Annotated in this window: 21 protein-coding genes; 8 read left to right on the top strand and 13 right to left on the bottom strand. The window is 49.9% G+C overall.

The window, feature by feature from the left end:
• Positions 1-118: 118 nt before the first annotated feature.
• Positions 119-547 carry a DUF1810 domain-containing protein gene (locus G367_RS0115465; RefSeq protein WP_020414059.1) on the top strand — a complete coding sequence of 143 codons (429 nt, stop codon included), beginning with the start codon at positions 119-121 and terminating at the stop codon, positions 545-547.
• Between the two features lie 225 nt (positions 548-772).
• The gene (locus G367_RS0115460; protein WP_020414058.1) at positions 773-1,762 is read left to right on the top strand and encodes a right-handed parallel beta-helix repeat-containing protein; all 990 of its coding nucleotides are present in this window, start codon (positions 773-775) and stop codon (positions 1,760-1,762) included.
• A 102-nt stretch (positions 1,763-1,864) separates the two neighbouring features.
• Here the strand turns inward: G367_RS0115460 and G367_RS0115455 are convergent, their stop codons facing one another.
• The 4 genes from G367_RS0115455 to G367_RS0115445 form a co-directional block, all read right to left on the bottom strand.
• The gene (locus G367_RS0115455; RefSeq protein WP_051089520.1) at positions 1,865-3,202 is read right to left on the bottom strand and encodes a dicarboxylate/amino acid:cation symporter; all 1,338 of its coding nucleotides are present in this window, start codon (positions 3,200-3,202) and stop codon (positions 1,865-1,867) included.
• A gap of 210 nt (positions 3,203-3,412) precedes the next feature.
• On the bottom strand, positions 3,413-3,757 hold the full coding sequence (locus G367_RS27140; RefSeq protein ID WP_425411208.1) for a YHYH protein: 345 nt from the start codon (positions 3,755-3,757) through the stop codon (positions 3,413-3,415).
• Positions 3,758-3,822: 65 nt separating this feature from the next.
• Positions 3,823-4,434 (bottom strand): hypothetical protein, encoded by a 612-nt coding sequence (locus G367_RS25220; protein WP_020414055.1) that lies wholly within the window; start codon positions 4,432-4,434, stop codon positions 3,823-3,825.
• Between the two features lie 100 nt (positions 4,435-4,534).
• Positions 4,535-5,455: a LysR family transcriptional regulator gene (locus G367_RS0115445; RefSeq protein ID WP_245556700.1), complete on the bottom strand. Its 921-nt coding sequence runs from the start codon at positions 5,453-5,455 to the stop codon at positions 4,535-4,537.
• A gap of 108 nt (positions 5,456-5,563) precedes the next feature.
• Between G367_RS0115445 and G367_RS0115440 the strand changes: the two genes are divergently transcribed.
• Genes G367_RS0115440 through G367_RS0115430 form a run of 3 tightly spaced genes read left to right on the top strand, consistent with a single transcriptional unit; the run spans position 5,564 to position 8,719 of the window.
• On the top strand, positions 5,564-6,478 hold the full coding sequence (locus G367_RS0115440) for a CmcJ/NvfI family oxidoreductase (protein ID WP_020414053.1): 915 nt from the start codon (positions 5,564-5,566) through the stop codon (positions 6,476-6,478).
• A 58-nt stretch (positions 6,479-6,536) separates the two neighbouring features.
• On the top strand, positions 6,537-7,865 hold the full coding sequence (locus G367_RS0115435; RefSeq protein WP_020414052.1) for an aldehyde dehydrogenase family protein: 1,329 nt from the start codon (positions 6,537-6,539) through the stop codon (positions 7,863-7,865).
• Positions 7,866-7,891: 26 nt separating this feature from the next.
• Positions 7,892-8,719, top strand: coding sequence for a prolyl hydroxylase family protein (locus tag G367_RS0115430; protein ID WP_020414051.1), 828 nt, complete (start codon positions 7,892-7,894; stop codon positions 8,717-8,719).
• A gap of 47 nt (positions 8,720-8,766) precedes the next feature.
• Here G367_RS0115430 and G367_RS0115425 read toward each other — a convergent pair whose 3' ends face one another.
• Positions 8,767-9,414, bottom strand: a complete 648-nt coding sequence (locus G367_RS0115425; protein ID WP_020414050.1) for an SOS response-associated peptidase family protein — start codon at positions 9,412-9,414, stop codon at positions 8,767-8,769.
• 599 nt (positions 9,415-10,013) lie between these two features.
• On the opposite strand from G367_RS0115425, the gene G367_RS0115420 reads away from it, so the two are divergent.
• On the top strand, positions 10,014-11,492 hold the full coding sequence (locus G367_RS0115420) for a tetratricopeptide repeat protein (RefSeq protein WP_020414049.1): 1,479 nt from the start codon (positions 10,014-10,016) through the stop codon (positions 11,490-11,492).
• Positions 11,493-11,625: 133 nt separating this feature from the next.
• Here G367_RS0115420 and map read toward each other — a convergent pair whose 3' ends face one another.
• On the bottom strand, positions 11,626-12,402 hold the full coding sequence (map, locus tag G367_RS0115415; protein WP_020414048.1) for a type I methionyl aminopeptidase: 777 nt from the start codon (positions 12,400-12,402) through the stop codon (positions 11,626-11,628).
• Positions 12,395-12,601 (bottom strand): ParD-like family protein, encoded by a 207-nt coding sequence (locus tag G367_RS0115410; RefSeq protein ID WP_020414047.1) that lies wholly within the window; start codon positions 12,599-12,601, stop codon positions 12,395-12,397. The genes map and G367_RS0115410 overlap by 8 nt, the downstream gene beginning before the upstream one ends.
• 151 nt (positions 12,602-12,752) lie before the next feature.
• Between G367_RS0115410 and G367_RS0115405 the strand changes: the two genes are divergently transcribed.
• Positions 12,753-14,456: a phytoene desaturase family protein gene (locus G367_RS0115405; protein WP_020414046.1), complete on the top strand. Its 1,704-nt coding sequence runs from the start codon at positions 12,753-12,755 to the stop codon at positions 14,454-14,456.
• A gap of 77 nt (positions 14,457-14,533) precedes the next feature.
• Here G367_RS0115405 and G367_RS0115400 read toward each other — a convergent pair whose 3' ends face one another.
• The 6 genes from G367_RS0115400 to G367_RS0115375 all read right to left on the bottom strand — a co-directional run bounded on the left by G367_RS0115400 (position 14,534) and on the right by G367_RS0115375 (position 21,551).
• Positions 14,534-15,106 (bottom strand): OmpA family protein, encoded by a 573-nt coding sequence (locus G367_RS0115400; RefSeq protein WP_020414045.1) that lies wholly within the window; start codon positions 15,104-15,106, stop codon positions 14,534-14,536.
• Positions 15,107-15,210: 104 nt separating this feature from the next.
• Positions 15,211-15,858, bottom strand: coding sequence for an HAD family hydrolase (locus G367_RS0115395; RefSeq protein ID WP_020414044.1), 648 nt, complete (start codon positions 15,856-15,858; stop codon positions 15,211-15,213).
• Between the two features lie 14 nt (positions 15,859-15,872).
• Complete coding sequence (locus G367_RS0115390; protein WP_020414043.1) at positions 15,873-16,238, bottom strand: hypothetical protein; 366 nt, start codon at positions 16,236-16,238, stop codon at positions 15,873-15,875.
• Between the two features lie 52 nt (positions 16,239-16,290).
• On the bottom strand, positions 16,291-17,037 hold the full coding sequence (locus G367_RS0115385; RefSeq protein ID WP_020414042.1) for a 16S rRNA (uracil(1498)-N(3))-methyltransferase: 747 nt from the start codon (positions 17,035-17,037) through the stop codon (positions 16,291-16,293).
• Between the two features lie 135 nt (positions 17,038-17,172).
• Entirely contained in the window at positions 17,173-20,304 is a 3,132-nt protein-coding gene (locus tag G367_RS0115380; RefSeq protein ID WP_020414041.1) for an efflux RND transporter permease subunit, read from the bottom strand.
• A complete protein-coding gene (locus G367_RS0115375) occupies positions 20,304-21,551 on the bottom strand; it encodes an efflux RND transporter periplasmic adaptor subunit (protein WP_020414040.1) in 1,248 nt (415 codons plus the stop codon). The genes G367_RS0115380 and G367_RS0115375 overlap by 1 nt, the downstream gene beginning before the upstream one ends.
• 292 nt (positions 21,552-21,843) lie before the next feature.
• Between G367_RS0115375 and G367_RS0115370 the strand changes: the two genes are divergently transcribed.
• Positions 21,844-24,198 (top strand): Tex family protein, encoded by a 2,355-nt coding sequence (locus G367_RS0115370; protein ID WP_020414039.1) that lies wholly within the window; start codon positions 21,844-21,846, stop codon positions 24,196-24,198.
• Position 24,199 lies beyond the last annotated feature (1 nt).

Here is a 24,199-nt window from a genome sequence, read left to right as displayed (position 1 = left end):
TGTAAAAATTTCTTTCATCCTGACTTAAAATAACCATCTGGCCTTCAGAATTATCCATTTTCCCCTCCCCTGCTATTCTGAAATTCAACCATGACTTTACCAGTGCCGGATGACTTAAGTGAAAGAAAATTTTGATTTAGAGCGTTTTATTAAAGCGCAAGAACACTCTTATGAAGATGCACTTTTAGAGTTAAAGAATGGAAAAAAGCGATCTCATTGGATGTGGTACATATTTCCACAAGTTGTCGGCCTTGGGCACAGCTCCATGGCTCAAAAATATGGAATCAAGAATCTGGAGGAAGCAAAGGCTTATTTAGCCCAACCCACGCTTGGGCAGAGGCTGAAATCCTGCTGTCACGCACTACTCGACATCCATGATCGCAGCGCTCATGACATCTTCGGATCTCCAGATGATATGAAACTAAAATCCTCCATGACCTTATTTTCGCTTGCTGAAAAGGAGGAAAGCCTATTTAAGGACGTACTTGATAGGTACTATAACGGCAAGAGTGATGCTCACACCCTGGAGCTACTCGGTTTGAACTAATAGATGTCGAGTACGCAAACACTATGTAAAAATCACTTATTAATAGAAAAGTTAGAGTGCGGAGTTTGCTGCCATTCGTAGAGATTAAAAGATCAGAAGCCCACTTTAAGTGCCAAACATATTTATTAATGATTTATATTTCATATTTAAATCTAGACTCATTCTCAGGTTATCAACTTCCAGTCAGCTTAATTAAGCTGAACATAAATCTAAGTGGGATCACTAATGGCAATCTGTATTTCGACGCGGCGTGCAAAATCCTATATTTTTTTGATTTTTGGAATAGGTATATCAATACCATCCATCAGTTTGGCTGTTGATTGTTATGACGAAATCACGTCAACAGTGACACTCACTGAGCACTTGAATTGTGAGCTGAGCGAAGACGAACCTGTCGCACTCACTATCATCGGCCCAGGCGGAAGCCTTTCTATGAATGGCTTTGAACTGAATTGCACTTATAACCCAGCCGATCAAGATGAATGGGCCGGTGTCCGTATGGAGGGAACTTCCGGCTCAATTCACGGTGGCAGTATAAATAGCTGCCCCGATGGCATCCATGCAGTAGGATCGGGCTCTCACAGTATTTTCGATATGGAGATTACAGATTTCGAAGATGATGGCGTACTGGCCGAGAGCGATTTCAATAACATCTATGAAAATCTGATTATCGGTCAGGGGTTGGCCATTATTGGTGATGGAGTAGACGCAAATGGTGATTACACCAACATCGTTCACAATACTATCGAAGGCGCTGGAGATGAGGGTGTCGAAATTGACGGTGAATATGTAAACGTCAGTTACAACCATATTAGTGGAAGCGGTCAGGATGGTGTTGAGGTTGATGGGGATTACGCCTCAATCATAGGAAACACCCTGACTAATAACGGCAGTGATGGGATTGAGCTGGAGGAGCAGTTTGCCTTGGTTACACAAAATCACGTATCAGACAATGTAGATGATGGTATTGAGTTTCTGGGTGGATCAGGCAACTATGTTATTCAAAACACTGTAACAAATAATGGTGCAGGATCACTTGACCCAGCTGGTATAGTTGTTAGCAGGGTAGATAGTATCAATAACTTTATTATTGGGAATTTTGCATTTGATAATTTTGGTGATGATTTAAGGGATGACTTTGATCCGGACTGCACCGGATCAAACGTTTGGCAGGGGAATTTCTTCGGTAAAGCATCACCAACCTGTTTAAAATAAGAGCCCCTTTCATACTAAGCAGCAGGTAAATTTTTTGCCTGCTGCTTTGTAATCTCCAATCCCTTCACACCTGAATAAATCCCCCCCATTTAAAGAGGTATCTCAAGCCACCTGAGTAGTCACTTCCTCCAGGTTATCGCTACCCAAAAGCTTATCCATAACCAGGCAGGCAGTCAGGTCACCAGTGACATTCACCGCAGTCCGGCACATATCCAGAATCCTATCCACACCAATAATCAACGCAATCCCCTCTGGAGGTACGCCAATCCCAGCGAGGATAGTCGCGAGAATAACAATGCCCACACCCGGCGTACTGGGCGAGCCGATGGAGGCACCTACGGTAGTTACAGTCAGCCCCACCAATTGGGCAGTGCTGAGGTCAATTCCGTATACCTGGGTCAGGAATACTGCCGCTATCACCTGATAGAGTGCGGTACCGTCCATATTCACTGTAGCGCCCAGCGGCACAATAAATTTAGCAATTGAGGGTTTCACTCCAAGGGAGCTCTCCGCAGTTCGCATAGATAACGGCATCACTGCCGCAGAACTGGAAGTGGAAAATGCGAGAAGTTGTACACCGCTAATACGCTGAAGGAATCTCAGCGGTCCGGCCGGTGAAACCAGAGAGACAATTACCAGGTAAAACATCAATAGGATCAGCAACCCTAGAATTACCGTGCCAACATAGACCGACATCCCAAGAATTGCGGTCAAGCCAACACGAATGGCGATATCCGCCAATAAACCAAATACGGCAAGGGGCGCAAATAACATGGCCCAGCCGACTATCTTCAGGGCAATCTCCTGGACGATACCAAAGGCGTAAACTGCCGTCTCACGCTGCTTCTGTGGCAGCAGCATTACAGCCACGCCAGTAAAGATGGCGTAGACCACCAGCTGCAACATATTACGCATAGCGATGCTTTGGTTCAGGTTGGCTGGTATCAGCTCGGCAATGCGCTCGGGCAGGGGTTTTGGTTCCAGTAACTGAGGAGCAGTAGTTCCGGGTAGTTCGGTTGCTGCAGTGAGCAATGATTCATCAATATAGTTTCCAGGTTGAATCAACTGGACCAATAGAATGCCGATAATAACGGCAACTGTGGTTGTGGCAATAAAATAGGGCGCAATGCGTAAACCCACCCGCTTTAGCTGGCTCACATTGCCGCTACCACAAAGCCCGAGGATGATAGATGAAACAATCAGGGGAATAACCACCATCTGAATCATATTCAGGAATAGTGCGCCGGGCAGCTTGAACCAGCTGGCCAACACTACACTGAGATCCTGATTCACCAGGGCTGCACCTTCCGGGGAAAGCAGTAGGCCCACCCCCAATCCCAGAACCATAGCTACCAAGATCTGCATCCACAGGCGCTTTCGAACCAGCAAACCGAGGGATTCAACCATTCTTATCAGGTAAATATTGGTGCTGTGGTGCATAAATTGAGTACCGGTTTCCAAGTGGTTCATCATCAGTGGAAGAAAAAGGAGGATTATGCCCCTGACCTGGTTCGATACCTTTGGGTCAGATCAAGCCCTGAGGAGAAAGTAGCGTATCTTTACGGGCGATGGTATTTCCATTGAAGGAGGGTAGGAAGTAAAAGTTTCAGGTTTATAAGCTGCCCGATTTTGGTGCAGCATTTCAAACATTCATAGTAATTTTTGTTGTTGAGCTCTATTCAGGTCTCTGTAGTTTTGAGCCCTGCTGCCGGAAAAATTGCACTGGCTCTGGTTTTTGCCCAGCGCACAGCCCCTCTCTCCCTTCAGGCAGTGCAGGATATCGTTTTCCGCTGCGAGATTGACGTGATAGTGATATCCAAGATTGGCAAACTCGTGGCCACGGCATTCATCCAGATCTTTTGGCTCCCTGCCATCGGTATTTTCCCTTGCATAAATCAGGTAGCCATCGATCGCGATGCCGATTATTGGTGCATGGCTCGCTGCCGACGGATAGGCCTGACTACAACCGAGCGCTGCGTGGTAGTGGTAGCCCACATGGGGATTAACATGCCCACCACAGGCATCTACAGGCGCCAGGGTATGCGCTCCTAAAATCGCGCCTACCGGGGCACTGATATCAAATTTAACCCATTGAATGCCACTCCGTAACCGGAGTGGTCATTAGAACTTTGCGGGGATTTTGCTGTAAGTGGCTTTATGGGAATCAGGTAGGTCGTATAGAAATTATCACCCAAATAGCTGGCCAGACACTCCACGCAATAATTATTAAACTCCGGAGCTACATCCGGCCTTGCTGCCAGCTCACAGGCCCTCTTGGTATCAGTCACCTTTACCCGCCCGGTCTTCTCGTTATACAAAACCCATTTGGGATCGGAGAAAAACTCAGCGGCATTTTTTACGAAGGGGCCGTCGGTGGCGACAACCTGCTGCTTGATGAACATCATGCCACTTGCCGTGATCGGATCTCGAATTGTTCTGGGGCACCAGGGACCCATATGGTGACGAGGTGCGGCTTTCAACTTAAGCTGCCAGCAGCGGGATTTGCTACCCTCCGACAAAGTACAATCCACTGCACGGATATCTTCCACCAGTGCTTCCCGGTTAAAGAGGGCGGGGAGGTCTATATTTGCGGCGAAGTCGGTGTGGGCTCCATCGCTATGGGCAGAGACTAAGACGCTATGGAAAGCCAAGTACAATATCCCAATTCTCATGATCCCCACCCCCGGGTAATTGCCAACCCCAGTGTAGCAAGTGATCTCACATTAGCCGGGCCGGTATTAAGACCCTCGGGCGGCACTATTTCACGGCAGCTTACGGTGTAAATTGCCTGGCTAACAGTTGCCTTACCCACTTGTGTAATGGATCCTGCCCACTGCGAGTGTGCCAGGCGGCGACCACATCAAAGCCAGGTGGCTGCTCACTAATCGGTAAGGTATGCAGGCGCGGATCAGGTAACAGGCGAGACGGCAGAAAAGCGACTGTATTTGTGGAGGCGATACATTCAGCTGCGGCGGCAAAGGAGGGAACCGACAACACAACATTACGCTTTAAACCAAACTGCTCGAACCAGCTATCCACCATGCCACGCAAGTCACCACGAGAAGGCGACACAACCAGTTGGGGAATCTCTGCCAGCTTGTCCAAGCCCAAGGGTTCTCGACTTTCCAGTTGCACCCCTGTATGCCGGCAACACACGCATACGTAATGTTCACGATACAACAACATACTGGGGCAGCTATCCGGCACAAAACCCGGTGTGCTGAACACCAGATCCACCTCACCGGTTTGCAACTGCTGGGCCATACGGTCAATTTCAAGCTTTAGCACCACCACTTTGAGGCCCGGTGCCTGCTCACGCAGCTGCTTAAGCAGGGCCGGCAACACCACTCGCTGCTCAAAGTCGGTGGCGCTGATGGTGAAGATCCCGTGATGCTCCGCAGGGGCGAATTCATCGCCGCGCAATAGAGCGGCGATATCATTAAGGATACTATCCAGCTTGGGCGCCAAGCGCTCGGCTAAGGGCGTTGGAATAACACCATTGCTGGTTCTAATGAACAGCCGGTCATCAAATAGCTCCCGCAGACGCTTCAGCTGTTCGCTAACTGTCTGCTGGCTAACCCCTAGCTGATCTGCCACCCGCGACAGGTTCAACTCCCGCAAAATAGCCTGCAATAAGCGCAACTGTTTCAGTTCCAGCCTGCCCAGGCGATCAATACCATGATTTCTGCTCAAACCTGTATCACTCACAACTGTTACTTGATTTTCATTGTATCGAGCTGAACCTAGCATTGCCCATAAGACATGATGTATTTGCCATCAACCCTTTGGGAGGAAGCCACTATGCTGACCGCGACTCTGCACTCATCGCCGAGCCGGCTGCTCAAGGCGACAATCAATTACGCAAATACCGATAGTGAATTGGTATACGACCAGCGGCAGGCGGGGCCTGGTCCCACCCACCTGCTCGATCAGGTAAACCCACAGTCTATGTCGATTGAGGATGGCCGCACCCTGCAAGTTATGGGGGAAAAATTCAGCTTGGATATTCAGGGGTTTGAGCTGGTGAAGCCACAACTAACTATCGACCTGCACCAGTTTGACGATGCCCTGTTGGCTCTGGATGACCACGCTGCAGATAGAACAGCTCCAACTAAACGCGATGATTTAATCCGCCGAGAATGGTATCCGGCTATCGAAACCTGGATCGCAAAACGCCTGGGCGCAGCCCGTGTACTCACCTTCGACCACACCCTGCGGGCACAGCCCTCCGCAGAGGGACCCACCGAGCAGAGCCGCAGCCGCCGCTCTCCGGTGAAGACCGTGCACAATGATTATACGCCTTGGTCCGCAGACAGGCAGCTCCGGCAGACCCTGCCTGAACACGGATTAAATACGGCAGATTTCCCTCGCTATAAATTCATTAATTTATGGCTGCCATTACTGCGCACAGTGAAGGAATCACCTTTGGCAATGGCAGATTTACGCAGTGTAGGCGAGGCAGACTTCCACAAGATGCGCCTGATTTACCCTGAGCGGGAGGGGCAGATCTCGGTGATCAGCGCCAATCCGAAGCACCGCTGGATCTGGTTCAGTGATATGCAGCCGGGGGAGGGCCTGCTGCTGCGCGTATTCGATAGCGAACACCAGGGTCCCATCACCGGTGTGCCCCACACTGCATTTGATCTTCCTGATAGTTCCGGTGCCCCGCGCCGCACTAGTATTGAATTGCGCACCATCGCCTTATTTAACGATTGAGCTCTGAGTTACGGGGTGAATAAAACACAACTCCGCAGCATTTATTTGAGACCAAGGTATGACCCAAACTCTATTTTCTATCGATCCCCTTACCGGTGAACAGGTTGGCAGTGTTGCAGTGAGCAACCGGGATTCCATTTCCAAGAAAGTTGCCAAAGCCAGGGAAGCCCAGATTGATTGGGCCAGTCAATCATTGCAGCAACGTGTACAGGCTCTGCAACATGCCTATGAAAAATTGCAGCCACTACAAAGTAACCTGGCACAACTTATCAGCCGTGAAATGGGTAAGGATACTCGACGTGCAAATTACGAGGCCGGCGGTGCTATTCAGGGTGGTATTTGGTTGGCGGAGGACGCAGGCAAAGCTTTAAGGGGACAATGCAACGGCGGCAGTGAAATCCAATACCGTCCGCTGGGTGTCGTGGCCGTAATTTCCCCATGGAATTACCCACTGGCCATGGCCAATAACCTGCTCGTACCCGCTCTGGTGGCCGGAAACAGTGTAATACTCAAGCCGTCAGAGGAGTCTCCTCTGGTAGCAGATCTCCTGGTAAAAACCCTGAATGAAACTCTGCCCGAGGGCATCCTGCAAATTGCTCATGGAGACAGGCACACCGGTGAAGCCTTGGTATGGTCGGATATTAATATGATCGCCTTCACCGGCTCACGGACAACCGGCCAGCAAATTATGACTAATGCCGCTCCTGCGCTGAAACGCCTGGTGATGGAGCTCGGCGGTAACGACCCCATGATCGTATTGGCCAGTGCCGATATTCAAAAAGCCGCCCAATTTGCGGTGGCCTCCAGCTTCGAGAATGCAGGCCAGATGTGCACTTCCACAGAGCGTATTTATGTGGATGCGAGTATTGCCGATCAATTCGAAAAAGCAGTGACTTCCATCGCGCGGCAATATCACACAGGGGGCTGGCAGGACCTACAAGCCGATATTGGCCCTCTGGTCAACCAGCGCCAACACCAAAAAGTGGTCGATCATATTCAGGATGCTTTAAAAAAAGGCGCAACGCTGCTGCTTGGAGAAAAAGCACCAAAACCACCCTTTATTCCCCCCACGGTGATTAGCGGAATACAACCGGGTATGCAGCTGGAGGATGAAGAAACCTTCGGTCCGGTAGTTGCAATCGACCGCTTCAACAATGTGGAGGACGCCATCCAAAGAGCAAACGATTCAGTCTATGGGCTCGGAGCTGTGGTTTTTGGCGGCGCAGATGCTGTACAAGTAAGTAACCGACTGCAAGCCGGCATGATCGGGATTAATCAAGGCGCTGGAGGCACACCCTGGGTCGGAGCAAAGCAAAGTGGTTTCGGTTACCACGGCGGTATCGACGGCCACCGTCAATTTGCCCAATTAACCGTTATTAATCTGTAAGAATATGTTGAGCGGAATTTGAAGTAATGAGCACAGTAACTTTAAAAAAGACACCGGCAGCGACACCGCAGGATTTATCCAAACTACCGATTAAAGATTTTTATGTGATTGCCAGGGAGCCAGGGGCGGAGCATCCATCCCTGCCCACCTGGGCTACCCATCAGGAAAATCCGGCGTCACTGTCAGAGCATATCCCTTCCAATATAGAAAGGCGCGAAATCCCCGAAGTACCTGGTGCTTTTCAACTGCTGAATATATTCTCTGCTGAGGAGTGCCAGCGCCTGATTGAAATTACAGAAGCCGTTGGTTACTTGCCAGATGCCGCAGTATCTCTGCCCAGGGACGTTCGCCACAATGACAACCTGACCTGGGTTGTGGACGAGAGCACTGAGCGCCTTGTATGGCAGCGTGTACAAAATTTGATGCAAGACCCGGAAAGTTATTTTGGCGGGCGCAAACCAGTGGGACTAAATCAGCGATTTCGCTTTTATCGCTATGGGACTGGAGATTATTTTAAATTCCATACCGACGGTGCCTGGCCGGGCAGCAGAATTATTGATGGACAATTGGTCGCCAATGGCTACCCGGATTGCTTTAGCGAAATGACTTTCCTGGTGCTACTCAGCGAGGATTTCGATGGTGGAGCCACTCGCTTTAGAGTCAATGGGGATGATCCCCTCCACCAGCCTACAGGCAGTTCCATGAAAGACGTGGATGTACGCACTCCAGCAGGGTCCGTCCTCTGTTTTCCCCATGGAATGCACCCACTGCACAGGGTACATAGCTCAACACCTATAGAACGTGGGGTTAAATATATAATCCGTACAGATATATTATTTCACCAAGATGGTTAGTGTTACCAAACAACAGTGAACTAAGCCTGCCGTCGAATTTAGCAAATCTATTTACTTACAATTACAGGGTCACCTTTATATTCTGTTGATGTGGCCCGCGCTACCGGCCTAACTGTCAGCTGACAGTGATCGTACTCTATCTTAGGCTGCAAAAAATCAGTAAATTGGTCGGTATGCGTACTGCCGCTCAGCCATTTGCTCACAAAACCTGAATCTTTTGGAGCAATCATTGGTAAAGATTTTTCATGATAGATTTTCGTCGCCGAATGGGCATCCAGGGTAATAATTGAGCAGCTTAAAGTGGAACCCCAGATTTTATACAGGCCACAGAAAAAATAGGGCTCGCCATAACTGAATTCCACCGGGTGCTTACCACATAAACTCTCCACCCAGGCAGTCGCAGGAATCAGGCAACGGGATTTTCGATACTCCGGGCGACTGTCCAGTTTTTTCCAATTGCTATTGATCGACCAGTATTTTTTATGGGGTTTCCAGCTACCCCCTTCCTTTTCCAGATACAAGTGCCAGATCGCATTTTCCACTTGGGGCTCACCATGCCTGCTAGTTACAATCGATACCTGTTGGGTGGGCCTGCGGCGACGACCAAATATCATACGCTCGGGATGCTCTACACCGTAGATATCGAGAAAGCGCTCCATTTCCGCCTGTCTATCTACATCAAAAATACTGCACATACCCTGCTTCCTATTCAGCTATTGATAGCTTTTCCCAGAATACCTCGCAAGCTACTCAAGGCTAGTTTCCACAGCCCACATTTATTGTAAGATCAAACATATTCTTGACGTAAATTAATACCAACGGCTACCGGAAAACAACGAACATATTTCTTACAGATTATAATGATGACCGCGTACATAGTTTTATTGTTACTAGTAGATCGGTAACAACAGAGCTAACGGACTCACCATCAAAAATATTGCCTTAGAACATACACCTAAAAGCTTTAAATAAAATTGTATATAGACAGCTTATATTAACAAGGAACGGCCAAGATAACTTATATCCAGAAAATAAGGTATCTACGAATATCTACTTACGAAATAGTTGTCTGTACACGAATCAACAACTGGATAAGTGCGTAATCCGACCAGGATGTCATCTAATGGCAAGCAGGAGAAAAAACATACACAAAGAGTGCTCAAAAATAGACCGATAACCAGATTACTATCTTGAGAGCATATTTATCCCGTATAATTTGATTATCCCATCAGGCAAACGCCTCAAAAGATTTACACTCAATTTTAAATATTTCATGAAATTTAGAATATCCAGTTTGTTAGTTATTTTTTTATATATTTTATCCAGCTCAGCTCATAGCCGAGACTGGTATGAGTATAAAAGCGAAAATTTTACTGTTTACTCAGATGTATCTGCCAAAAAAGCTAAAAAGCTACTACTTGATCTAGAAAAGTTTCGCAGAGCCTCACTCCTACTCACGGGATTGGAAAACAGGCCAGAAAATTCAAGGCTCAAGGTATATCACTTCAAAAAGTCCAGAGATTTCGATGAATTATCTGGAACAAGACGTACAGTTGGATTTTACACAAATACAATTAATGGCCCTTTGATTTTTTCCCAGGAAAACAATCGGGGAATACTGAATGGCGGAGAAATCATGTTCCATGAATATATCCACCATCTTATGCGAGAACGTGGTGGTATGCGCTATCCCAAATGGTACTCCGAAGGATTTGCAGAACTATTAGCAAGCGCTATTATTAAAAAAGACTCTATAGTAATCGGAAATCTCCCCAAGTGGAGGCTTTATGGCTTGGAGCAAGGCCCGTTAAAAGCCAAACAAATAATCAAGCCAGATCTAACAAAAAAAGGCGGAGAATATAATAACAGGTATTACGGCAGCGCCTGGTTACTACTTCATTACTTATTTTTTAGCGAAGACTCCAGGAAAAGTTCGTACAATCAAGCCACAAAGGAATACCTAACAAAAATTAATGAAGGGGGCGATGCCTTAAAGCAATTCCCCATATATTACAATATTGAACTGAAAGAATTAGATGTTGCATTAGTCCACTATCTACGAGAGCGTAAACTATCTGGGTATGAGGTCAAACTCACAATAAATGATATTCAAGTTAATAAAAGAAAAATCAGCAAAAATGAAAAACTGCTACTTTTAGCAGAAAGGGCCATCGATCTGGAAAAGTACGATCTCGCTCTTAGATACTTGGAAAGAGCAGAAAGACAGTCAACCTTAGATCCTGCAATTGATTCTCTTAAATCCAATCTTTTGTTTTATAAAAAGGATTATGAATCGGCAAGTACACTTATCGAGAAGCTAATAGCGATAGGTGAGATAGACTATCGGGTAGCTACGAATTTAGCCATATATTACTTCAATCGACTGGAAAGTAATCTTGAATCCAATCAATGGGACGATAAGAGCTACTCCAAAATCTTGGATTATGCTGATATAGCTATAAAACTAAATCCAAATTCACTTTCGGCGTATCAGTTTAAATGGATGGCTCAGCAGAGAAAAGGCTCTACTATCGACGCCTTAAAGACCATGATGGCCGCTTACCAACAAAATCCAAATAGCATTGAAATCAATGGCTCTATTGGTTTTTTTCTGGCTGAAATCAAAAAACCAAAGTTAGCCAAGCCTTTCCTTGAGAGGACTCTGGCTTGGTCCCACGATGCAAAAGTCCGCGTACGGACAAAAAAACTACTCAAGCGGATTGAAAATGAGTCTGTCATCGAAACCGAGCCAACTGCAAAAAAATCGACGTAACCCTATACTCTAAGGGCATTTTATCTAAGCCCCTATTTTAACTTTATGAAGATTAAGATGGGGCATAAATTAAGAATTTTCAAAATACTAAAGACCTGACTGATGCGTAACCTGGGAATAGTAATTTAGTAGACTAATGCCCTTTTTCTTCTTCTCTCAAGGTCAAGACTTCATAGCCATCCGCAGTAACCAAAACTGTATGCTCCCACTGGGCCGATAATTTTCCGTCTTTGGTCACAACGGTCCAGCCATCTTTTTTCAACTTTGTCTTTCGATTAGCCTGGTTAATCATAGGCTCTATGGTAAATGTCATCCCTTCCTGCAGAATGACCCCACTGCCAGCACGGCCATAATGTAACACTTGCGGCTCCTCGTGCATTTCCTGTCCGATGCCATGCCCACAATATTCACGCACCACACTAAACCCCTGTCGCTCCGTATAGCGCTGTATTGCATTCCCAATATCACCCAGAGTTGCCCCTGGCTTAACTGTACGGATTCCTGCCCACATAGCTTCGTAGCAGCTCTGTACCAACTTTTTCGCAATAGGAGTGACACTGCCGATCATGTACATTTTGCTGGAGTCTGCGATATAGCCCGATTTTTCCAGGGTAATATCCACATTCAAAATGTCACCATCGCGCAGCACCTGCCCCTGTCGCGGCATACCATGACAGACCACTTCATTAACTGAAGTATTGAGAGCGTAAGGGTAGTCGTACTGACCTTTACTGGCTGGCCGTGCTTTTAGTTCCCGAACAATAAACGCCTCCACCTGATTATTAATTTCCATGGTGGTAATGCCCGGTTTCACGAAATCATCAAGCATGCCAAAAACACGGCTGAGTAATTCACCGGAGGCACGCATTAACTGCTGCTCTCTTACACTCTTGATCTTAATATTACTCACGAACCAACTCTTCCAAAGTGAAAGACTCAGTGCGCAACAACTTCTTACATAACTGGCTGTAAGTCAGCTCCGGGTTCAGCTCAGCCAGCATGCCAATCTTTATCCAGTACTCAGCCTGAGCGTTAATTGAACGCGCCAGGGTTGCACTGGCTTTGCGAATCTCATCGTGTAAATCATCAGAAATTTTGACAATACCCATTTATACAATCCATATACGTTTCATATACATAGTGTATAGCTATTTTTCTAATTCGTATAGGGAGTTGAGGCAATTGCATTATGCAACTTATTGCATAGAGGTTAAGGGGGCGATATTGTTAACGAATAATAACAATAGCTATGAGGCCACCATGACCGATACCACCGAAAAGAAGCGCAGTGCACCTAAGCCGAGCCGCCTTCGTATTGGCCGGCGCTATCGCCCAAGCCGTTTGGAAGGGCCCTATGACGCCCTGGTAATAGGCTCGGGGATAGGTGGCCTCACTACTGCAGCAATGCTCAGCGCTACCGGTAAAAAAGTGCTGGTGTTGGAGCAGCACTACACCGCAGGCGGTTATACCCATGCCTACGACCGCAATGGCTATGAGTGGGATGTTGGTGTGCACTACATCGGCGATGTAGGCCAACATCCCACCATGACGCGTAAAATCTTTGATTTTATCTCCGGCCACCAGCTGCATTGGGCGCCAATGGATGAAATTTACGACCGGATATGTATAGGCGAGGAGCAATTCGACTTACGTGCAGGACGCCAGAACTTTATTGACGAGTTGACGAAGCATTTTCCCAATGAGCGGGAAAATATCGAACGTTACCTTGGCCGCCTCAATGAAGTAGCCAAATCAATGCAGCGTCTAGCACTGGAAAAACTTCTTCCCTCCTGGTGCACCCCTTTAGTGCGCCTGTGGCGAAAGCTACGCGACCCCTCATGGCTGAACAAAACTACCCGTGAGGTGCTGGGCGAGATTACCCAAAATGAAAAACTGATTTCAGTGCTCACAGGCCAATGGGGTGACAACGGTATGACCCCTGCCGAGAGTAGTTTTATTATTCATGCATTAATTGCCAAGCATTACTTATATGGTGGCTATTACCCAGTTGGTGGTGCCAGTAAAATTTCCGAAACCATTATTCCTCAAATACAAGCCAGTGGTGGTGAAGTCTTCACTTATGCCACTGTGGAGACCGTTCTCCTGGATGGTAACCATGTCCGCGGGGTTCGTATGTCCGATGGCACGGAAATAGAAGCTCCACTGGTAATTTCCGGGGCCGGAGTTTTCAATACTTTTGAAAAACTGTTGCCACAAAGTGCTAGCGAGCGCCTTGGGTATACGCGCGATCTCAAAACTGTTAACCGCTCCATGTCCCACCTCTGCCTTTATATTGGCTTGGAAAAAACTGCGGAAGAGTTACAGCTACCCAAAACCAATTACTGGCTATACACCAGCGATAATTATGAGAAAGACATGCAGGAATTCCTGCAGGACAGCAGCAAGGATATTCCTTTAACCTACATCTCCTTTCCTTCGGCCAAGGACCCTACCTTTACTCAACGCTATCCGGGACGTGCCACTATAGAAATTGTGGCTCCAGCCAACTATGACTGGTTTACCCAGTGGCATGAAAAGCCCTGGGGCAAACGGGGTGATGATTACGAAGCCTTGAAAGAAGAATTTAGCCAGCGCCTGCTGGAGCATCTTTACAAGCACTTCCCACATCTGCGCGGGCAAATTGACTATTACGAGCTATCCACACCACTCTCTACAGACTATTTCTGCTTTTATCCCCAAGGTGAGATTTACGGACTTGATCACGACCCAAACCGCTTCGAGCAAAGCTGGCTGCGCCCCCAAACCCGACTCAAAGGCTTATATCTAACCGGCCAGGATGTAATGAGCTGTGGTGTTGCCGGCGCTATGATTTCAGGTGTACTAACCGCACAGAGTATCCTCGGCTGGCGTCAGGGAGCCAAACTAATGAGCCAGGTATTTACAAGTAAACCAGAACAGAAAGGAAACAATGAGGCAGAGGGGCTTAGCAAAGCTACCGGTTAATCAAGACACCTAACCTTACTACTAAACCTGGCTGCGATACGCTGGGTTTAGTTTTAAAGGGAACAATTAAGCCGAAGCTATTGGCGCCTTGGCAACTTGCTGGGCACCCGATCAAAATTCAAAACCCTGATTACCAAGCGGCGATTCTCTCTCTGCCCCTCTTTACTGCTGTTATCGGCGATCGGGTCAGTATCGCCATAACCCTGGGCTTCCATACGTTCAGTCGATATCCCCCTTTCCACCAGAAAGTGCCTTACCCAATCGGCTCGCCACTGGGACAGATGCAGATTCTTCTTGGGGTCGCCATCATTGTCGGTATGTCCTTCGATGGTGATTCGCAGGTCTGGGAAGTCACGCATGATAACCAGCAGGGCCTCCAAGTCGCCAATACTATCCATGCGTGGAGCGAAACCGCCTGGATCAAACTCCAGGCGCAAGATAAAAGTATCGCCACCCTTTCGAGGATTCCCACGCAGAAAGCGCACCAGTTCATCTGCAAAAGGGGCTGCTTGGCGCGCAGCCTTTTCACTCTCACCCGACTGAACCTCGGTTAGGGGTTTCAGCGCATATTTCTTATTGGGATCGGGGCAACCGGCGATAAGTATCACCAGTAGGGAAAAACAGCAGACGAAAGTGTATTTGCCCGCCATAAACAGGACTTCCGGTTTCTAGACGTCAGATTCAGTGTAGACGCCCTGAAATCCTCAAAGCAGAGGCGGGACAATCGCTGGCAGTTACAGGCCGCACGGCTCCCTCATATAAAATTCAAAACCGCCATCATATCGCTCACCACCCGCGCCCCCTGCTTCTCGAGCTGAGGCGCACGTACAGGGTGGCCACTAAAGCCCACTACGCGCATACCCGCCGCCACTGCGGCCTGGACACCGGAAATGGAGTCCTCCACTACCAGGCAGCGCCCGGGGACAACCCCCATGGTATCAGCCGCATGAAGGAAAAGTTCTGGCCATGGTTTGCCACGGGATACATCTTCGGCGCTGAATATTCTGCCGTCAAAATACTCGTACAACCCGGTTTTATTCAGGGTTAGCTGCATTTTCTTATGAGAACCGGAGGAGGCGACACAGCTGCGCAAGCCTATCTTCTGCAACTGATCGAGCAAGCCTTCAATACCGGCTACAGGCTGCAATTCTGCATGGAAGGCCTCACGAATCAGGCGTTCCGTATTGCCAAAGTAGTGATCGGGCAGGGGGCCACCGTAACGCTTCTCGATCTCCAGCAGGCAGTCCTTGGCGGGCCGCCCACTGAACTGCTCATCCAACTCCTCTGCGGTAGTGGATATTCCGAGCTTATTCATTTCCTCCGCCAGTATGCGACAGACGATACTCTCGCTATCTACCAGCACACCGTCACAATCGAAAATAATTAAGTCTGTGGAAGACATGGGACCCCATCAAATCATCGCGCAGAGAGCAGCATCAGGCCGAGTATCACACCGACAATACCACCTATGCGCAGGAAGTTTTCGTTGCCATGGGAGATCTTGATCGCCAACGCCTTGCTGCGCTCAAAACCAATCTGCAGCATATAGGCGCCGCTGAGCAAAACCAGCACACCCAGCGCATTAAACAGGATATACCAGTGGCGGGTATCTGCGATCAGTAACAGGATTAAACCGATTATAATTCTTGCCCAGGCGGAAAAGGCAAAACCAGTTTCATTTAAGCGCTCACTGAGATCCCGTGCCAAATTAGGGCGGGCAATAATCGCAGCAGACAATACGATAATTGAGATTCCCAGCAGCCATATAATCACTTTAATCATGCTTTCCCTTCCCTGAATACACTTGAATTCATTTTATCCGTCAGGTGTTCGCTTACAAATCCCCCCATTGGAACTGCAACACTGACAGTGCGGCTATAGGTGCGGTCTCTGTACGCATCACCCGCGGCCCCAAACGTAGCGGCATGAAGTTCTGGGCCAAGGCCATATCGATTTCTGCCTGGGACAATCCACCCTCAGGACCCACCAGTAGCAACGCAGAATCTGGTTTGCCACGCTCGGCCTGCCACTGACGTAAATCCAACTCGGTGCGGTGATGCAGCACCAACCTGGCCACAGAGGATGACTCTTGAGTAGAGACTTGTAAATATTGTGTCAGTTTTACCGGCTCGGCAATCTCCGGAACCAGGTTTCGCTCACACTGCTCACAGGCACTAATCGAAATCTGGCGCCAATGCTTGAGCTTTTTTTGCAATCGCTCGCCAGATAATTTTACTTCACAGCGTTCACTAAACAGCGGCTGGATTGTCGCTACCCCCAGCTCTGTAGCCTTCTGCACCACCCAATCAAAGCGTTCTCCACGGGAGATACCGATAGCCAAAGTCAAGGCAAGTGGAGACTGGCGGTCTTTGCCACGAAACTCCCCGGTACGTGCCCGTGCTCGCTTACCGGTTTCAATCAACTCTGCACTGTATTCGCCTCCATGACCATCGAAGAGCGTCAGCGGATGGCCAGTACCCAGCCGCAGGACTTTGACCAGGTGGCGTGAAGCGGACTCATCCAGTTCCACCTCCTGTTGTGTAGTCAGTGGCTGACTGGAAAAAATACGCGGGATGCGCATGGGGATAAATCCTATAAAAACACCATAAAAAAGCCGACTGGAATGTCGGCATTTTGCAGGCAGTTAGTTTAGGCATTTATGCTCTGGAGAAGCAATGGCGGAGTATTTCCACCATTGCTGTGGGTGTGGTGCAGGTCACACTGTCTCCAGTGAGACCGGGGCCTCTCCCTCTCCCAGGCGCTTACTTTTTGGACGAATCACCTCTATCACTTTGTACAGATTTGGCACCAGGATCAGGGTTACTGCGGTAGCAAACAATACGCCGAAAGCGAGACTGATCACCATCGGGATCAGGAACTGTGCCTGGATAGAGCGCTCGAACATGATTGGCACTAAACCGATAAAGGTGGTAATGGAGGTCAAGATAATCGGCCGGAAACGGTCACGTCCCGACTGAACCACCGCATCCATCACTGCCCAGCCCTGGGCACGCAGCTGGTTGATACGATCCATCAGTACCAGGTTATCGTTCACCACTACCCCCGCTGCAGCCAGGAAGCCGAGCATGGACATAATGCTGATGTTATGTCCCATCAACAGGTGTCCAACCACAGCCCCAAAGAATCCGAACGGTACTGCAGTAAGAATCAGCAGCGGCTGCGAGTAGGAGCGGAAGGCAATAGCCAGCAACGCATAAATCGCAAACAACGATAGAACGAAGAAAGCCAGGATAGCGCCGTTAAACTCCTCCTCTTCCTGCATTTCACCGGCAGTTCTCAAAGAAAAACCGGGGAACTGGCGCTTCAGCTCAGGCGCCAGAGTTTCGCGCATATCCTTAAGGATTTCCTGCGCAGAGGAAGTATTAGGGGTGATCTCGGCGAAAACCCGCACTGTACGCTCGCGGTTATTGCGGCGAATAGTGGTGTAACCCGGTACATAAACCGCATCTGCCACGGCCGAGAAAGGTACCTCACCTTCCGCCGTACGAATGCGGACCCGATCCATCTGTTCCTCACTGGCGCGCTCTTCCTGGGGATAGCGCACCATCACCCGTACATCTTCACGACCGCGGGGAATACGCTGCACTTCTTCACCATAGAAACCCTGGCGCACCTGCCGGGCCACATCTGCCAAATTGATACCCATGGTGGTGGCATAAGGCTTCAACTGGATTTCAATATCGCGGCGGGCACTGGTGAGGTTGTCACGAACATCATATACACCGGCATAGGTATTGAGCTTCTCCTTTACCGCATCCGCAGCGGCACGCAATTCATCCATATCTCCGGAAGCGGTGCTCAAGTTCAGGCTCATACCGTTGCCCCCATCGTTGATGGTGGCATCGATATTCAAGTCTTCAACACTGGCCGGCATTTCGCCGATGAGTTGACGCCAGCGCAATGCCAGAGTTTTGGAGGTTACATCGCGCAGTTCGCCGTCAGTCAGCTGCAATATCACAAAGATATTGCCTCGCCAGTTGAACACCATAGAGTTTTGAACAAAGGGCTCGCCGTTATTTTGCTTTAGCATTTCCTCATCAGCCGCGAGCTTATCTGCCGCAGCCAGCACCTGGTTCATCACCCGTTCTGCTTCATGGAAGGGCTCACCAGAGGCCATGCTGGCCCGTAATTCCAACAGATCCGAAGGTACCTGCGGCGAGAAGGAGGAACCCACATAACCGCTCATAAAAACACTAATGGAAAGCCCGAGAGCCGATATAAAGATCATTACCGTGCTGCGGCTGTTACCGAGCGACTTCTTCAACAAGGGCAGGTAGTACTTATCACCGGCAGTCTTCATCGCTCCGGCAAAATGCCCACGAAGTTTCTGCAGTTTGATACCCACGCGGGTCTTAGCAGGCTGCTCTGGCTTCATACCAACCAAATGCGCCGGCAGAATCAGCAAAGATTCCACCAGGGAAAATGCCAGACACAGTAACACCACCACTGGCAGAGCGAGCATCATCTGTGCTGTATAACCCGGCAGAAACAGCATGGGAATAAAGAACACCATGGTGGAGGTCACGGCAAAAATTACCGGAGCAGAAACCTGCTTTACTCCTTCCTCCGCAGCTGCCAGGCCTGTGACACCGCGATCGTGAGCTGCGTGTACTGCCTCTCCCACGATAATTGCATCGTCCACCACAATCCCAAGAATCAACAGGAAGGCGAAAAGTGACAGCATATTCAGGCTGACACCCGTGATCGGCAACAGCCAGAGGGCACCGAGAAATGCCACCATAATGCCCACCGTCACCCATATTGCCAGGGCCGGGCGCAGGAACAGCATCAGCATTACGAATACCAGGACAAAACCACTCAGGGCATTCGTAGTCAGCAGGTTCATGCGACCTTCAAAGGCCTTGGAGAAGTCGAACCAGATATCAAATTCCATCCCCGGGGGCAGCTGGGTTCGAGCCTCTGCCATAAAGGTCTTGATCCGCTCAGCGGTACCCACAACATCCAACGGCTCACCTTGGACCACTCGCAGGTTCATGGCCGGGTTGCCATTAAAGAGAATGACGTTGTTGTACTCTTCAAAGCCGTCTCGAACCGTAGCCACATCACGCAGTAGTAATACCGAGCCATCGGCGCGGCTGACTACGGGAATTCGCTCAAAGTCCTCAGCACTGTATGCCTGACCGCGCGTCTGAACCTGGATATCCCCGCGATCCGAACGCACCATACCTGCCGGCAAATCCAGGGATGAGCGACGCACCGCATCAGCGACATCGTTAAAGCTCAGGTTGTAGCGGCGCAGATCCAATTCGGAAACTTCAATCGACAGCTCATCGGGGCGTTCACCCCAGATATCCACACTGCGCACACCGGGGATTAGCGTCAGTTTGTCACGCAAATCCAGGGCTGTTTCCTTGAGCTGACGCTCGGAAACCGGGCCGCCGATGGCGATCATCATCAGCTGGGTATCCCACTCTTGCAGTCGGATTATTGGGCGCTCAATCCCCTCAGGAAAAGTATTGATGCTGTCCACCTGCACCTTGATATCGTTGAGCAGGCGCAGCTCGTCATAACCATCTACGGCCTGAACTTCAACTGAAGAGTGGCCACGGCGCGAGGCAGAGTTGACCTCTTTAATTCCCTTGACCTCAGCGATCGCCTCTTCAACACGCACAGTAACCTGCTGCTCTACTTCCGCAGGGCCAGCACCAGGGTAGGAAATATTCACCTCTACAATGCCCGGCTGAATAGCCGGGAAAACTTCGCGATCGATACCGCTAATACCAAAAATACCGCCGATGATGATCATAATCATCAGCAGGTTCGCGGCCTTACTGTTGCGCACGAACCAGGGAATGATGCCGTTCATCACTGACCTCCCTGTGAGGCGTTATTCGCCGCCGCAGTCTCACTGACCGCTGTAGCAGCCGCATCAGAGGTGCCCTCGACACTGTCAATTAACCCTGCGGGCTTCTCATTAAGAGGATTGGCAGTGAGTGCCATGCCCTCGCGGGAATAACCCAAGCTGGAAACCACCACGCGATCACCAGTAGCGATTTCACCACGTAACCAAACCTTGTCACCAATGCTCTGCAGTAACTCCACTTCTTTGAATATGAGCTTGCTCTCTTCATTCAAAACCAAAAGGTGGTCTCCTTCATGCAATGCCTGGCGTGGCAATTCCACCACATCATCGAAGGTCCTACCGGCGATATCCGCCTCAACAAAAAGACCATTCATCAGCGGTGCATCGCCTTTGTAAGGGTTCTGTACCTGGGCCACAGCAAAAATAAAGCGACTATTAGGATCGATGCTCGCCTCGGTACGTACGAGCTTCGCACGCCACTCCCGTTCACGCCCAGCCACTACTGCCTGGAGCCGCACTTCAGGGCCATTTTCAATTGTTTTACCCAATGGGAGATCGAGTAGGGCAAGTTGCTGATCAGTCAGGGGCAGACGCACTTCGGCAATACCGGTACTGTGGATTTTCGCCAACCTGGTTCCAGGAGTGATGTACTGACCCAGATCGACATAGGTTTCAACCACACGGCCTGCAAAAGGCGCTGTTATCGTTGTGCGCTTCAAGTCCAGTTTGGCTTGATCGCGATCCGCGCCCGCTGCTGCCACGGCGGCCTCTGCTGCTGCCAGGTGGGGCTTACGCAAGAACAGGGCATTTGCCTCTTCACTACCCAAATCGCGCCATTCACGCTTGGCCTGCTTGGCACGGCCCTGCTCCTGAGCCAGGGCTGACTTAGCGTCGGCTAACTGTGACTCAGCGCGAGTTACTTTGTAAATGTAATCGGCTTGCTCAAACTTCAGCAGGGGCTCCCCTTTTGAGAAAAATCCACCGGGTACAAAGGCATCGGCAACGCTTTCGATAACACCACCAACACGAGCCACCACTTCAATTTCGTGGCGGGCATGCACTGTACCCTGGCTGGGCACCAGCAGTGTCTGGCGGCCTGGCTCCACATAGAGAACATCCGCAACTGGCGGCACCACCGCTTCCGGTGGTTTCTCCTCAGGTTTGGGCTTCAGTGCAACCACCAAGGAAATTGCAGCCGCCCCAATGGCCACAACGATAAGTAACAGCTTGTTCTTGCTCGACACTTTCACAGGCACCCTCTACCCCATTTTGTGACCGAAACTGGTCAAATTTTAATTAGCGCGCATTTTACAGATGTTCGACGCAGATAAGCGTGTATTTGGATGCAGGTTGCCGCACGAGTTTGTGCCCTATCGCAAACCTTTCTCGCAACGCTCTGGTAACGCATAATGCCCGACCCAATTTACCGTTGTAGGAGAGACAGGCGGGCCGCACAAAGCCAAGGAAACCGATGGGCTAGTTCCCGGTCAAACCCCGCTCCTAGAGGTACGAAATCCCCCGGAAAACGGATGTAAACATCAAATGCTGGATATCAACGTTCGCATCGCCGAAGAACTCAATGTACGCCCACAACAAGTCACGGCCGCAGTATCCCTGCTCGATGAAGGCGCCACTGTGCCATTTATCGCCCGCTACCGGAAGGAGGTGACTGGGGCCCTGGATGACACCCAATTACGCAATCTGGAAGATCGCCTACGCTACCTGCGTGAACTGGAAGAGCGCCGCGCAGCCATCCTGAAAAGTATTGATGAACAGGGCAAACTCTCTCCGGAGCTGGCGCAACAGATCAACAGTGCCGACACCAAAAACCGCCTCGAAGACCTCTACCTTCCCTACAAACCCAAACGTCGCACCAAAGGACAAATTGCCATAGAGGCGGGACTGGAGCCACTGGCTAATGCGCTGATTAACGATCCCAGCCTAGACCCTGCTGTAGAAGCTCAGCAATATCTCAACACCGACCACGAAGACGCCTCCCTACAAGTAAAAGACATCAAAGCTGCCCTGGACGGGGCCAAATTCATCCTGATGGAACGATTCGCCGAGGATGCCGAGCTTCTGGGCAAACTGCGCGAATTCCTCAAACGGGATGGGCAGGTCAAATCCAAACTGCTGGATGGTAAAGAAGAAGAGGGAGCCAAGTTCCGCGATTACTTCGAGTATGCCGAAGACTGGTCCAAGGTTCCCTCTCACCGCGCCCTGGCAATTTTTCGCGGCCGCAATGAGGGCATCCTCGCTATCAGCGTAGGTTTGCCAGAGGAGGAGGGAGCTCCCCCCACCGCCGGCCACCCTTGTGAAACCATGATTGCGAGACACTTCGATATTAGCGATGAAGGACGCTCTGCAGATAAGTGGCTCGGCGAAGTAGTGCGCTGGACTTGGCGTATCAAGCTGCTTACCGCACTGGAAACCGACCTGCTGGGTGAACTGCGAGAAAAAGCCGAGGAAGAAGCGATCAAGGTATTCTCCCGCAACCTTAAAGACTTGTTATTAGCGGCACCTGCTGGACAAAAAGCCACTATCGGCCTGGACCCAGGCCTGCGCACCGGCGTCAAAGTAGCAGTGGTAGATGCCACCGGTAAAATACTGGACCACACCGCTATCTTCCCCAACCCACCACAGAACCGCCATCAGGAGTCCGCTGCTGTTATCGCAGCCCTATGCAACAAATATAATGTGGGCCTGATCGCTATTGGCAACGGCACCGCCAGCCGTGAGACCGATAAGTTTGTAGGCGAAACTATCAAGCAATACAAACTCAGCGCGCAGAAAGTAGTGGTGAACGAGGCTGGTGCATCTGTGTACTCTGCCTCTGAATTTGCCGCGCGGGAATTCCCTGACCTGGACGTGACTATTCGCGGCGCTATCTCTATCGCCCGCCGTCTGCAGGACCCGCTGGCAGAACTTGTAAAGATCGAACCCAAATCCATTGGTGTTGGCCAATATCAACACGATGTGTCACAGACACAGTTAGCGCGCTCCCTCGACGCTGTAGTAGAAGACTGTGTAAACGGTGTCGGTGCAGAGCTGAACTCCGCCTCAGCACCACTGCTGGCCAAAGTTTCTGGCCTGACTGCCTCTATCGCCAGCAACATCGTCAGCTATCGCGACCAAAACGGTGCCTTTAAAAATCGTAAACAACTGATGGAAGTCCCTCGCCTTGGCCCAAAGGCCTTTGAGCAAGCCGCCGGATTCCTGCGCATTAACAATGGCGATAACCCCTTGGATAAATCCGGCGTACACCCGGAATCCTACATTGTGGTAAAACGCATCGCCGAGAAAAGCAGCCGTGAGATCAACAGCCTGATCGGTGACTCCGCCTTCCTGCGTCGCCTGAATCCAGCGGACTACACCGACGAAAAGTTCGGGGTACCCACCGTTACCGACATCATCGCCGAACTGGAAAAGCCCGGTCGCGACCCGCGTCCGGAATTCCGCACCGCTCGTTTTGAAGAGGGCGTGGAGGAAATCAAGGACCTGCGCCCGGCTATGGTTCTTGAAGGTACCGTAACCAATGTCACCAACTTCGGTGCCTTTGTGGATATCGGTGTGCACCAGGACGGCCTGGTGCATATTTCCGCACTCTCAGAAAAGTTCGTCAAAGATCCCCATGAGGTGGTTAAAGCCGGCGATATTGTAAAAGTAAAAGTGATGGAAGTGGACGTTGTCCGCAAGCGTATTGGCCTTTCCATGCGTCTCTCCGACGAACCAGGAGAACAGGGAAGCGGAGGTGTTAAAAAAGGTGATCAACGGGAAAATCGCCAGGCTCAGCGCTACAACAAACAACAAGGCAGCCGGCAGCAAAAGGGGGGCCAAGGTAACAACCGTGGCAGTATGGGCGATCTGTTGATGGCAGCGATGAAGAATAAGAAGTAAT

Origin of the sequence: Microbulbifer variabilis ATCC 700307, from assembly GCF_000380565.1 — a bacterium.
In the GTDB taxonomy this organism is placed as follows: Bacteria; Pseudomonadota; Gammaproteobacteria; order Pseudomonadales; family Cellvibrionaceae; genus Microbulbifer; species Microbulbifer variabilis.
The sequence above is the reverse complement of the archived record's forward strand: the minus strand, read 5'-3'. Positions and strand labels throughout refer to the sequence as shown.

Excerpts from the sequence above, each read along its gene's own strand:
- G367_RS0115460 (WP_020414058.1), top strand. The coding sequence starts at position 773 with ATGGCAATCTGTATTTCGACGCGGCGTGCAAAATCCTATATTTTTTTG.
- G367_RS0115455 (WP_051089520.1), bottom strand. The coding sequence starts at position 3,202 with ATGCACCACAGCACCAATATTTACCTGATAAGAATGGTTGAATCCCTC.
- G367_RS25220 (WP_020414055.1), bottom strand. The coding sequence starts at position 4,434 with ATGAGAATTGGGATATTGTACTTGGCTTTCCATAGCGTCTTAGTCTCT.
- G367_RS0115440 (WP_020414053.1), top strand. The coding sequence starts at position 5,564 with ATGCTGACCGCGACTCTGCACTCATCGCCGAGCCGGCTGCTCAAGGCG.
- G367_RS0115435 (WP_020414052.1), top strand. The coding sequence starts at position 6,537 with ATGACCCAAACTCTATTTTCTATCGATCCCCTTACCGGTGAACAGGTT.
- G367_RS0115430 (WP_020414051.1), top strand. The coding sequence starts at position 7,892 with ATGAGCACAGTAACTTTAAAAAAGACACCGGCAGCGACACCGCAGGAT.
- G367_RS0115425 (WP_020414050.1), bottom strand. The coding sequence starts at position 9,414 with ATGTGCAGTATTTTTGATGTAGATAGACAGGCGGAAATGGAGCGCTTT.
- G367_RS0115410 (WP_020414047.1), bottom strand. The coding sequence starts at position 12,601 with ATGGGTATTGTCAAAATTTCTGATGATTTACACGATGAGATTCGCAAA.
- G367_RS0115405 (WP_020414046.1), top strand. The coding sequence starts at position 12,753 with ATGACCGATACCACCGAAAAGAAGCGCAGTGCACCTAAGCCGAGCCGC.
- G367_RS0115400 (WP_020414045.1), bottom strand. The coding sequence starts at position 15,106 with ATGGCGGGCAAATACACTTTCGTCTGCTGTTTTTCCCTACTGGTGATA.
- G367_RS0115395 (WP_020414044.1), bottom strand. The coding sequence starts at position 15,858 with ATGTCTTCCACAGACTTAATTATTTTCGATTGTGACGGTGTGCTGGTA.
- G367_RS0115390 (WP_020414043.1), bottom strand. The coding sequence starts at position 16,238 with ATGATTAAAGTGATTATATGGCTGCTGGGAATCTCAATTATCGTATTG.
- G367_RS0115385 (WP_020414042.1), bottom strand. The coding sequence starts at position 17,037 with ATGCGCATCCCGCGTATTTTTTCCAGTCAGCCACTGACTACACAACAG.
- G367_RS0115380 (WP_020414041.1), bottom strand. The coding sequence starts at position 20,304 with ATGAACGGCATCATTCCCTGGTTCGTGCGCAACAGTAAGGCCGCGAAC.
- G367_RS0115370 (WP_020414039.1), top strand. The coding sequence starts at position 21,844 with ATGCTGGATATCAACGTTCGCATCGCCGAAGAACTCAATGTACGCCCA.